General features: G+C 68.2%; 9 protein-coding genes. All 9 read left to right on the forward strand.

Annotated features, from left to right (window positions below; genetic code table 11):
• Positions 1-168: 168 nt before the first annotated feature.
• The gene (gene eccA, locus FBY28_RS15595) at positions 169-2,019 is read left to right on the forward strand and encodes a type VII secretion AAA-ATPase EccA (RefSeq protein ID WP_174241645.1); all 1,851 of its coding nucleotides are present in this window, start codon (positions 169-171) and stop codon (positions 2,017-2,019) included.
• A complete protein-coding gene (gene eccB / locus FBY28_RS15600) occupies positions 2,016-3,548 on the forward strand; it encodes a type VII secretion protein EccB (RefSeq protein WP_141868217.1) in 1,533 nt (510 codons plus the stop codon). Before eccA ends, eccB begins: the two co-directional genes overlap by 4 nt.
• A complete protein-coding gene (gene eccCa, locus FBY28_RS15605) occupies positions 3,548-7,519 on the forward strand; it encodes a type VII secretion protein EccCa (RefSeq protein ID WP_141868219.1) in 3,972 nt (1,323 codons plus the stop codon). The genes eccB and eccCa overlap by 1 nt, the downstream gene beginning before the upstream one ends.
• Complete coding sequence (locus FBY28_RS15610) at positions 7,519-7,830, forward strand: PE family protein (RefSeq protein WP_141868221.1); 312 nt, start codon at positions 7,519-7,521, stop codon at positions 7,828-7,830. Before eccCa ends, FBY28_RS15610 begins: the two co-directional genes overlap by 1 nt.
• A 1-nt stretch (position 7,831) precedes the next feature.
• The gene (locus FBY28_RS15615) at positions 7,832-9,391 is read left to right on the forward strand and encodes a PPE family protein (protein WP_174241646.1); all 1,560 of its coding nucleotides are present in this window, start codon (positions 7,832-7,834) and stop codon (positions 9,389-9,391) included.
• Positions 9,392-9,460: 69 nt separating this feature from the next.
• Positions 9,461-9,754: a hypothetical protein gene (locus FBY28_RS15620; protein WP_019511451.1), complete on the forward strand. Its 294-nt coding sequence runs from the start codon at positions 9,461-9,463 to the stop codon at positions 9,752-9,754.
• A 25-nt stretch (positions 9,755-9,779) separates the two neighbouring features.
• A complete protein-coding gene (locus FBY28_RS15625) occupies positions 9,780-10,067 on the forward strand; it encodes a WXG100 family type VII secretion target (RefSeq protein ID WP_019511452.1) in 288 nt (95 codons plus the stop codon).
• Positions 10,068-10,928, forward strand: a complete 861-nt coding sequence (locus tag FBY28_RS15630; protein ID WP_141868223.1) for an ESX secretion-associated protein EspG — start codon at positions 10,068-10,070, stop codon at positions 10,926-10,928.
• A complete protein-coding gene (gene eccD, locus FBY28_RS15635) occupies positions 10,910-12,322 on the forward strand; it encodes a type VII secretion integral membrane protein EccD (RefSeq protein ID WP_141868225.1) in 1,413 nt (470 codons plus the stop codon). Before FBY28_RS15630 ends, eccD begins: the two co-directional genes overlap by 19 nt.
• Positions 12,323-12,347: the final 25 nt, after the last annotated feature.

Here is a 12,347-nt window from a genome sequence, read left to right on the forward strand (position 1 = left end):
GCGCGCTGAGGGCCTTCGCTGTCGTGCCACCCGGCGGTGACGTTCCACACCCGTGCCGCTCATGTCAGACGTCTCGACAGTTAGTTTATGCAATGCTAACTTCTGCGGAGTTAGCGTAGGCATACTTAAGGAGACGGCAGGGGGTGTGAGCCCCCCTGCGACCACCACATGGATACCGTCAGTACATCGATTGCGCCCATCGCCGGGGGAGCGCGCGTCGACCGCGACGTGGTGAGCAGGTTCGCGACCTGCTGCCGGTCGCTCGGGCTGTCGGTCAATGACCGTCGACGACCGGCAGATCTCACCGCGGCGCTTTCGGGTTTCACGGAGCTGACGCGCATCGCGGGCGACCAGTGCGACGCGTGGATCGGGCTGGCCGCCACCGGAGCAGGCGTCGGCGCCGACGCCTGCCGCATCATCGGCGAAATCTGGCGCACCATGGGCACCTTCGGTGTGCTTAGTCGCGAGATCGAGTTGGGCGCGGGCGACCTCGGTTTCGGCTATGACACCGGCCTGTACCTCCGGTTCCGGGCCGCCGACCGTGACGACATCACCCTCGCCTATGCCGCCGCACTGGCGGAGACGGGCGATCTCCCCGCCGCCGATCTGCTCGTCGAGGAACTGATCGGCCGGCGGCCTGCGTGGTTACAGGCGCGTTGGGTACGGGTCGCCCTCTATCACCGCAGCCGGCGCTGGTCGGATGTGGTGCGCGTGCTGACCCCCGTGGTGAACAACCCCCACCTCGACGAGCACTATGCCCACGCCGCCCGGGTGACCCTCGGCATCGCGCTGGCCCACCTGGGCATGTACGCGCCTGCCCTGTCGCATCTGGAGAATCCCGCCGGCCCTGTCTCGGTGGCCGCGGTCGACGGTGGCCTGGTCAAAGGGTTGTGCCTGCGCGCCGAAGGTGAGGACGACGAATCCGAGGATGTGCTCGCCGAGTTGTACGCGGCCAACCCCGAGCACAGCGGTGTCGAAGAAGCGTTGCTGGACAAATCTTTCGGGTTGACCACCACCACCGCAGCCCGAATCGAGGCCCGCGCCAATCCATGGGACCCGGACACCGAACCGGGCGAGGCCGACTTCGTCGATCCGGGGGCCAAGGAACGCAAGGCCCATCTGCTCGTCGAGGCAGAGGCCGAACTCGCCGACTTCATCGGGCTGGAAGAGGTCAAGTATCAGGTGGCCCGGCTGAAAAGCTCGGTGGCCATGTCGATCCGCCGCCAGGAACGCGGCCTGGCCGTCGCCCAGCGCGCCAACCACCTGGTGTTCGCCGGCCCACCGGGAACCGGCAAGACCACCATCGCTCGGGTGGTCGCGAAGATCTATTGCGGGCTGGGCCTTTTGAAGAAGGAAACTGTGCGCGAGGTGCACCGAGCCGACCTCATCGGTCAGCACATCGGCGAGACCGAGGCGAAGACCAACGCCATCATCGACAGCGCGCTCGACGGTGTGCTGTTCCTCGACGAGGCCTACGCACTGGTTTCCACCGGCGCCAAGAACGATTTCGGCCTGGTCGCCATCGACACCCTGCTGGCCCGGATGGAGAACGACCGCGATCGACTGGTCGTGATCGTCGCCGGCTACCGTGCCGACCTGGACCGCTTCCTGGACACCAACGAGGGTCTGCGGTCGCGCTTCACCCGCAGCATCGACTTCCCGTCCTACAACGCAGCCGAACTCGTCGAGATGGCAACCCGGATGGCCGAGAAGCGCGACAGCGTCTTCGAGCCGGCGGCCCACGACGAGATGGAGGCGCTGTTCACCCACCTCGCCGCCAGTTCCTCCCCGGACGCCACCGGTACCGCCCGGCGCAGCCTGGACATCGCCGGTAACGGCCGATTCGTCCGAAACCTTGTCGAGCGCTCCGAAGAGGAACGCGAGTACCGATTGGATCACTCCGATTCCGACGACTTCACCGATGAAGAACTGATGGCCATCACCGCCGAAGACGTCAGCCGCTCCGCCGGACCGCTACTGCGTGGCCTGGGCCTGGCATTGCCGCAGGCCGCCGGATGAGCGAGCAGGAGCGCCGCGAATTCGCCTCTCGCACACCGGTCAACGAAAACCCCGACCGCGTCGCCTACCGCCGCGGTTTCGTCACCCGCCACCAGGTGTCCGGATGGCGATTCATGATGCGCCGGATCGCCTCTGGTGTGGCACTGCACGACACCCGGATGCTGGTGGACCCGCTGCGCACCCAGAACCGTGCGGTGCTCGTGGGTGCGCTGGTCTCGGTCACCGTGGTCGCCGGCTGCTTCGTCTTCTCCCTCATCCGACCCGGTGGCGACGCCGGTAGCGCGACGATCCTGGCCGACCGGGACACCTCCGCGCTCTACGTACGCATCGGTGATGTCGTGCATCCCGCATTGAATCTGACTTCCGCCCGGCTGATCGCAGGGCAGGCCGACAACCCCACGACCGTCAAGAGCAGCGAGATCGACCGGTTTGCCCGCGGTAATCTCATCGGCATCCCCGGCGCCCCGGAGCGCATGGTGCAGAACCCCTCTCGCGACGCGAACTGGACCGTCTGCGACTCGGTCTCCGACAATGGGGCCGGTGTCACCCTGATCGCCGGTGTTCCAGACGAACAGGGCGAAAACGCCGCGGCGATGCCGGCCGGCCGCGCGGTGCTGGTGCGCAATGTCGGCGCCGTGAACGCGGGAACCTGGCTGCTGTGGGGCGGCAAGCGCAGCCCCATCGACCTCGGTAACCGCGCCGTGACCGCCGCCCTCGGGCTAGGCGCGACCATCCCGGAGCCACGTGTCATCGCCCCCGGCCTGTTCAACGCGATCCCTGAATCAGCACCACTGGTCGCGCCCGTACTGCCCGGCGCCGGGGCGCCGCCGCAGTTCGATCTGCCCGTCCCCGCGCCCGTCGGTGCGGTGGTCGCCGCATTCGACTCCGACAACACCCTGCGTCACTACGTCGTGCAGATCGACGGGCTGCAGCCCGTATCGCCGGTGCTGGCCTCCATCATGCGCAACACCGACTCCTTTGGCCTGCAGCAGCCACCGCGACTCGGCGCCGACGAGATCGCCCGATTGCCGGTGGCCGGTGGGATCGACACGGCCGCCTATCCGGGCGACGAACTGACCCTCGTCGACGCCGGACAGGCACCGGTCACCTGTGCGTATTGGTCCAAGCCCGCCGATGCCACCGCGGGCAGGCTGAGCCTGCTCTCCGGAGCCGCACTGCCGTTGCCACCGGGATTACACACCGTGGACCTGGTCGGTTCGGGGAGCGCGGCCACTGCCGAGCGCGTCGCGCTGACACCGGGCACCGGATACTTCGTCCAGTCCGTTGGATCCGATCCCGGTTCTCCGCCTGCCGGTTCGGCCTTCTGGGTCAGCGATACCGGTGTGCGTTACGGGGTGGACACCACCACCGACGCCAAGACCGTCGAGGCACTCGGCCTGAACCCACCCCCGCTGGCCATCCCGTGGTCGGTGCTCACCCAGTTCGCCCCGGGCCCGACACTGTCGCGGGCCGACGCGCTGGTCGCACACGACGCCGTGGGAGCCATGGCCGCCGATGGAGAAAACTGATGAGTCGCTTGATCTTCGAGGCGCGCCGCCGACTGCCCATCCCTGAGGTCCGCAAGGGCACCATCACCATCGAGGCGCCGCCGTCGTTGCCTCGTCTGGTGCCGCCATCGCTGTTGCGTCGGGTGCTGCCCTATCTCATCGTCATCCTGATCGTCGGCATGATCGTGGCGCTGTTCGCGACCGGGATGCGGATGATCTCACCGACCATGCTGTTCTTCCCGTTCGTCCTGCTACTGGCGGCGAGCGCGCTGTACCGCGGTTCGGACAACAAGCTGCGCACCGAGGAGGTCGACGCCGAGCGCGCCGACTATCTGCGCTATCTGTCGGTGGTGCGCGACAACGTCCGTGCCCAGGCCGCCGAGCAGCGCGCCGCGCTGGAGTGGTCGCATCCCGAACCGGGTTCGCTGTCCGCGATGCCCGGATCCCGACGCCAATGGGAGCGCGACCCGCACGACCCCGACTTCCTGGTGGTGCGTGCCGGTGTGGCCGATGTGCCGCTGAGTACTCCGCTGCGGGTCAAGGACACCGCCGACGAGATCGACCTGGAACCGGTGGCACATACCACCCTGCGCGGTTTGCTCGACGTGCACCGGACGGTGCGCAACGCCCCGGTCGGTATCGACCTGGCCAAGGTCTCGCGCATCACGGTCCTGGGAACACCCGAGGAGGTGCGCGATGCGATGCGCGCCTGGGTGGCGCAGGCGGTCACCTGGCACGACCCGGCGGTGCTGAGTGTCGCGTTGGCAACACCCGACCTTGAGGCCGCCGACTGGTCCTGGCTGAAATGGCTGCCCCACAACGATGTTCCCGGTCGTGTCGACGGTGTCGGACCCGCCCGCTACCTTGCGCCCAACGTCGATGCGCTGCGGGCGCTGCTGGCGCCCGCACTCGACGAGCGCGATGCCTTCGGTGGCGACCCGCTTGAGGCGGGAAAGCACCTCCTGGTGCTCATCGACGATGACGACGCCGACGCCGACGCAGTGGTGGGCCGGGCCGGTGTCGCGGGTGTGACCGTGATCGTGCGGTCGAACACCGAGCCGCATCGTGAGCAGTATTCGGATCCGGAACGCCCCATCCTGAAGGTGGCCAATGGGCGCATCGAGCGGTGGCAGACCGGCGGCTGGCAGCCGTATATCGATATCGCGGACGGCTTTTCGGCTGCACAGGCTTCCAACCTCGCCCGCCGGCTGGCCCGCTGGGACACCAACCCGGACCAGTCGCGCACCGCGGCCACCGGGGCATCGACGTTCACCACGCTCTTCGGGATCGACGATGCCTCGGCGCTCGATGTCGCGAGTCTGTGGGCGCCCCGGGACCGTGACGAGGAACTACGCGTACCCATCGGCGTGACCGCCACCGGCGAACCCCTGATCTTCGATCTCAAGGACGAGGCCGAGGGCGGTATGGGGCCGCACGGCCTGATGATCGGTATGACCGGCTCGGGCAAGTCGCAGACCCTGATGTCGATCTTGTTGTCGCTGCTGACCACCCATCCGGCAGACCGGCTGATCGTCATCTACGCCGACTTCAAGGGTGAGGCGGGAGCCGACATCTTCCGCAACTTCCCCCAGGTCGTTGCCGTCATCTCGAATATGGCCGAAAAGCGCTCACTGGCCGACCGTTTCGCGGACACCCTTCGTGGCGAAGTGGCTCGTCGGGAGCAGCTGCTCAAGGATGCCGGCCGCCGGGTCCAGAACAGTGCATTCAACTCTGTCACCGAATACGAGGGTGCGATCGCGGCCGGACACGATCTTCCGCCCATCCCGACGTTGTTCGTGGTGGCCGACGAGTTCACCCTGATGCTCGCCGACCATCCCGAGTACGCCGAATTGTTCGATTATGTGGCGCGCAAGGGGCGTTCCTTCCGCATCCATATCCTCTTCGCTTCGCAGACGCTGGACGTCGGCCGGATCAAGGACATCGACAAGAACACCTCCTACCGGATCGGTCTGAAGGTCGCGAGTCCGTCGATCAGCCGTCAGATCATCGGCTCCGAGGATGCCTACCGCATCGAATCCGGCCGCGAGCACAAAGGCGAAGGGTTCCTCGTGCCGGCGCCAGGGGCCAACCCCATCAAGTTCCGCAGCACCTATGTCGACGGCATCTACGATCCGCCGCGCAGCAGCCGCGCCGTGGTGGTGCACTCGGTGCCCGAACCGCAGCTGTTCACGGCGGGCTGGGTGGAACCTGCGCCCGATACCGTCATCGTCGACGCCGAGGCCGACGAAGTGCCCGCCCCGCGCAAGCTGATCGCCACGATCGGTGACCAGTTGGCCAACTACGGACCGAAGGCGCCGCAGCTGTGGCTGCCGCCCTTGGAGGAAACGATTCCGCTGGCGGGTCTGCTGGCCCGTACCGAGATCGCCGACGGGCAGTGGCGCTGGCCGCTCGGCGAGATCGACAAGCCGTTCGAGATGCGCCGCGATCCGCTGGTCTTCGACGCGGCGGGCGCCGCGGGTAACCTGCTGATCCACGGTGGCCCGCGGTCGGGCAAATCCACGGCCCTGCAGACATTCATGCTGTCGGCCGCCGCACTGCACGCACCCGGCGACGTCAGCTTCTACTGCCTGGATTACGGCGGCGGCCAGCTCGCCCCGATGGCCGAACTGGCGCATGTCGGCGCCGTTGCGACAGCGTTGCAGCCCGAACTGATCCGGCGAACCTTTGCCGAGCTCGAGCAGCTGCTGCGAGCGCGGCAGGAACGCGGCGCATCGACGCGAGCCGCAGGCCGGTACGGCGACGGCTACGGCGAAGTGTTCCTGGTGATCGACAATCTGTACGCCTTCAGCAGGGACAACACCGACACGTTCAATACCCGTAATCCGTTGCTGGCCAAGGTGACCGAACTGGCCAACGCGGGCCTTGCCTACGGCATCCACGTCGTGATCACCACGCCGAACTGGCTGGAGGTGCCGCTGGCCATGCGCGACGGCCTGGGGATGCGGCTTGAGCTCAAGCTCAGCGATGCGCACGACAGCAATGTCCGGGTCGCCGGTGCCTTGCGTCGGCCCGCCGAGAGTGTGCCCGCCGACCAGCCCGGTCGCGGCCTCACGATGGCCGCCGAACACTTCCTGTTCGCCGCACCGGAACTGGGCTGTATCACGGCACTCAACTCGCGCCACGACGGGCTTCATGCCCCGGCAGTCCGGCTGCTGCCGACACAGCTGCCCCCGTCGGCGCTCGGCGCGGCCTATCTGGGGTCCGAACAGGTGGTGATCGGCCAGCGCGAGGAGGATTTGCGTCCCGTCGCCATCGACTTCGCCAGGCACCCACTGATGATGGTGTTCGGCGACTCCCGCTCGGGCAAGACGACGCTGTTGCGCCACGTGATCCGCACCATCCGCGACAATTCCACCGAACAGGACATCGCGTTCACGGTCATCGACCGCCGGCTGCACCTGGTGGATGAGCCGTTGTTCCCGGACAACGAATACACCCCGAACATCGACCGGATAACCCCGGCCATGCTTGGCCTGTCGGCGTTGATCGAAAAGCGCCGTCCGCCGGCCGGGTTGAGTGCTCAGGAATTGCGCAACTGGACCTACCGCGCCAACGGCGGAGGACAGATCCACTACCTGATCATCGACGATGTCGACCAGGTGCCGGACGGTCCGGCGGTCAGCGGCCCATATGCCGGGCAGCGGCCCTGGAGCCCGCTGCTGGGCCTGCTTGCCGAGGCGGGCGATCTGGGGTTGCGCGTCATCGTCACCGCCAGGGCGAGCGGATCCGCGCACGCGGTGATGACGGCACCGCTGTTGCGCAGGCTCAACGATCTCCAAGCGACCACCGTCATGCTGTCCGGCAGCCCCTCCGACGGCGGCAAACTGCGCGGTGTGCGCTTCAGCAAGCTACCGGCCGGACGCGCCGTGCTGCTCGGTGACAGCGAAGTCGCGACGTATGTGCAACTGGTGAATCCGCTTGTACCCGAGCCGATCGCACCTGCCGGATCGAACGGAAAGGAATACAGCTGATGACGCTGCGTGTGGTTCCCGAAGGACTGACCGCCGCCGGCTCGGCGGTGGAATCGCTGACCGCGAGACTGGCTGCCGCCCACGCCGCGGCGGCGCCGCTGGTCAACGCGGTGCTCCCGCCTGCCGCCGACCCCGTGTCATTGCAGACCGCCGCGGGCCTGAGCGCACACGGTAACGCGCACAGCGCTGTCGCGGCGCTGGCCGTCGAAGAGCTGGGTCGCGCCGGCCTGGGCGTCGCTCAGTCGGGTGCGAGCTATGCCGGCGGTGACGCGCAGGCGGCGGCAAGCTATCTGATCGCCCGCGGCGGCTGACATGACAGCTCCCATCTGGATGGCCCTGCCCCCGGAGGTGCATTCGGCGCTGCTCAGCAGTGGCCCGGGCCCCGGGTCGCTGCTTGCCGCCGCGGGAGCCTGGCAGTCGCTGAGCGCCGAATATGCCGCAGCGGCAGCAGAACTGACCACAACCCTCGGGGCGGTGGCGGCCGGGTCCTGGGAAGGGCCGAGTTCGGAACAGTACATCGTCGCCCACCAGCCCTACCTGGCGTGGCTGGCACGGGCCAGCGTCACCAGCGCCGTTGCCGGCGCTCAGCATCAGACCGCCGCGGCGGCCTACACCACGGCGTTGGCCACCATGCCGACACTGGCCGAACTGGCCGCCAACCATGCCATGCGCGGCGTGTTGATCGCCACGAACTTCTTCGGCATCAACACGATCCCCATCGCGGTCAACGAGGCCGACTATGCACGGATGTGGATCCAGGCTGCCACCGTGATGGGCACCTATCAGGCGGTCTCCGCGGCGACGGTTGCCGCCACACCGAACCTGGAACCCGCACCGCCCCTGCTGGCCCCGGGTGTCGGCGAGGCCGGTGCGTTCACCGCGAGCGGCACCCAGCTGGCGGCGCAGGCCGACGCACTCAATTCCGCTTCGGCGCTCAATAATTCGAACATCATCGTGCAGTTCCTCGAGCAGTACATCAGGTCCCTGCCCGGCGGCGATCTGATCCTGGAGTTTTTTTCCGACCCGGTCGGCATCCTGCGCCAGATGTTCGTCGACTTCCTCACCAATCCGTCAGCGGCACTGGTCACCTGGGGGCCGATGTTGTTCGCGTTGGTCTACCAGGCCATCCTCCAGCCGGTCGGCTGGGGCACCTGGATCGGGGCGGCGCTGGCACCGTTCCTGCTACCGCTGCTGTCTCTCGGACTGGTAGCGCTGGCATTCCTGGCGCTGATCCCCAAGTTCACCGATCTACCGCCCCTGGTGCTCGACGACCCGGTCTCCCCTGGCGCACAACGGGAACCCGCTCTGCCACTGGCCAGCATCGCGCCGGCCGGCGCACCGGCCGGCGCGGCGCCCGCACCGGCCACCCCGACGAGCGCACCGGCCACCGCGCCGGCGGCGGCCCCCGCGGCAGCCGTTCCGGCGATGGCCTACGCCGTCTACGGCGGCCATCCAGGCGGCGGCTTCAGTCCGACCGTCCGCGACGGCACCCAGGCGAAGGCGCCCGCGTCTGGATCATCTGCCGCCGTGGCCTCGGCTGCTGCGTTGTCGGCCGCCGAGCGGCGAAAGCGGCGGCGCAAGAGGGGCGGGGAGATCAAGGACCGCGCATACGCCGACGAGTTCATGGACTACGAGGCCACCGAAGAGGATCCGCGACCACCGCGGCCGCGGCCCGAGCCGACAATCCGCGCGTCCGAGCGCGGGGCCGGCCCGATGGGCTTCACCGGAGCGGTCGGTGTCGAGCAGCCCAGGGCCGCCGGTCTGGCCGAACTGACCGAGGATTCCTTCGGCGGTGCGCCGACCAACCCGATGCTGCCGGGGTCCTGGAGCCCCGATGACTCGCCCACATCGGAAGGGGGACGGCCGCACTGAGAACCCGGTGGGTGACCCCCGAACACCACTTCTACTGATCCCGAATACCTGCGTCCGAAAGGAATATTCATGAGCATGCTCGATGCGCATATCCCGCAGCTGGTCGCCTCCGAGTCGGCGTTCGCCGCCAAGGCGGCCCTGATGCGAAGCACCATCACCCAGGCCGAGGGGGCCGCCCAGGCCTCGCAGGCCTTCCACATGGGTGAGTCGGCGGCGGCGTTCCAGGCCGCCCATGCCCGTTTCATCGAGGTGTCGGCGCGGGTGAACGCGCTGCTCGACATCGCCCAGGCCAACCTCGCGGACGCCGCAGGCACCTATGTCGCCCAGGATGCGGCCGCCGCGAGCACCTACACCGGCATCTGACACCGGCTGCCAAAGGAGAAATCACATGTCCCAGATCATGTACAACTACCCGGCCATGCTGGGTCTGTCGGCCGAGATGAACGGCTACGCAGGAGCGCTCAACACCGTCGGCGCAGACATCGCCGCCGAGCAGGCTGCCCTTTCCGGCGCTTGGCAGGGTGACACCGGGATGACCTACCAGGCGTGGCAGGCGCAGTGGAATGCGAGTCTGGCCGAACTGGTGCGCGCCTACCAGGCGATGGCCAGCACGCACGAGACGAACACCATCGCGATGAATGCCCGGGACCGGGCAGAAGGTGCCAAATGGGGATAGATGGCTGCTAATGCGGTCGAGCTGACCGTCGAGCAGGCCTGGTACATCGCGGAAACGACGGGCTGCGGGTCGTTTCCGTGGGTACTGGCGATCACGCCGCCCTACAGTGAGCCGTCGGCCGCAGAGCCGTTCGCGGTCGAACGGATCGACGAGCTGACCGAGCTCGGCGTGATGTCCGCCGGCCGGGTCGTCAACCCTGCTGTCGCACGGTGGATAAGGCAGACCTGCCAGGCCAGGCAGTGGTTGGAGATGCGCGTCGTGGCCCCGCACGGCGACATGCTGCGCGGCCTCGTCGGCAGGTCCGACAATGCCACCGTGGTGGCATTGCGCAGCGGTGGCCTGGTGACCTTCACCGCCATGGACATCCACGCCGCGCGCGACCTGGTGCCGGTCCTGGTGGCCGGACTCGCGGGCCAACGGCCGGCCGAGTTCGAGGACTTCACCGTGCCGGTCCGGGCCGGCGCTCGTGCCGACGAGAAACTGAGAGCCGGGGCAGATTTGACCGAGATCCTTGATTACCTGGGTATCTCGTCCTCAGCGCGGCAGGTGGTCGAGTCGGTGTTCACCGAGCGGCGCAGCTACGTCGAGATCGTCGCCGGCGAGCACCGCGACGGTCATCGGGTGAGCACCGAGGTCGGCGTCAGTGTGCTCGACTGCCCGGCCGGTCGCATCCTGGCCAGCCCGCAGCAGGCCTTCGACGGCGAGTGGGTGTCCACCTTCGCCCCGGGTAGCGACCGCGCCATCGCCGCGGCGATCGAGAACCTCATCGCCACCCTGCCCGGTGGCCCGTGGTTCACGCCGGCCACGCCCAACCGAGATTTCGACCAGAGAACGGAAAACCGATGCCCGACAACACTGTGATGCCGATCGTGCGGGTGGCTGTGCTGGCCGCCACGGGTGGTGGCTCCGATTCGGCGGGGCGACTGACCGAGCTGGCGCTGCCGGCGGGGTTGCCGCTGCGCGAGATCATCCCGGCGGTCCAGCGCACAGTGCTGCCCACCGACGACGCGGCCGACACTCCGCCGGCCCAACTGAGCCTGGCCCCCATCGGGGGTGCGCCGTTCAGCTTGGATGCCACACTGGACACCGTCGGTGTCGTCGACGGCGATCTGCTCGCGCTGCAGGAGATCCCGGCCGGACCGGCCGCACCGCGCATCGTCGAGGACATCGCCGATGCGGCCGTGATCTTCTCCGCCGCGCGGGAACTGCCCTGGGGCCACGGGCATATCCAGCGCGCCGCGGCGTTCGCCGCCATCGCATTGATCGTGTTCGGCGCCGCGCTGGCGACCTCCGTACGGCTGATCACCGGTCACTCCGCCGGATTGTTCGCCGTCGCCGGCCTGGCCGCCGCGACGGTGGTGGCCTCGTTCGCCGCGCGGGTGCGCCACCCGCACCTCGGCACCGCGCTGGCGTTGACGGCGCTGCTTCCGATCGCCGCGGCCTTCGGCCTTGCCGTACCGGGTGAACTCGGTGCGTCTCAGGTTCTGTTGGCCGCGGCAGGAGTCGCCGCCTGGTCGGTCATCAGCATCGTGGTGTTCGAACGCGGGATCGCCGCCTTCACCGCTGCAACCGTCCTGGGCGTCGGCGTAATGATCTTCGCGGCGCTCGCGACCATCTGGGATATGACCGATGTGCGGATCGGTACCGGGCTGATCGTCTTCGCGCTGCTGGTCACGGTGCAGGCGGCGCGGCTGTCGGCGCTGTGGGCCCGGCTGCCGGTGCCGGTCATCCCCGCCCCGGGTGACCCGACTCCGTCGGCTCAGCCCCTGCGCGTGCTGGAGGACCTCCCGCGCCGTGTCCGGGTGACCGATGCGCATCAGACGGGCTTTCTGGCCGCCGGCGTACTGCTCTCGGTGGCGGGCTCGTTGATCCTGGTCGGCGCGCAGTCCGTATCACCGTGGGCCTGGGTGCTGGTGATCGTCGCGGCGTTGGGTACCACGGTGCGCGCGCGGGTGTGGGACTCCGCGCCCTGCAAGGCATGGTTGTTGAGCCAGTCGTTCCTGCTGCCCGCCGGTCTGCTGGTGGTGTTCGCCTCGACCGACCGCTACACCGCGGCGTGGTGGGCATTGGGAGCACTGGTCGCGGTGGTGGGCTGCTGGATCATCGCCGCGCTGAACCCGCGGCTGGCGGCACCGGAGACCTATTCGCTGCCCGCACGCCGGCTGTTCGGTTTCGCCGCAGCGGCATTGGATGCCTCGGTGATCCCGGTGGCCGCATACCTACTGGGGTTGTTCGAATGGGTGCTGAACCGATGACTTGCGATTTCGGCGCGTTGACGTT

Origin of the sequence: Arthrobacter sp. SLBN-53, assembly GCF_006715585.1 — a bacterium.
Classification (GTDB): domain Bacteria; phylum Actinomycetota; class Actinomycetes; order Mycobacteriales; family Mycobacteriaceae; genus Mycobacterium; species Mycobacterium neoaurum_A.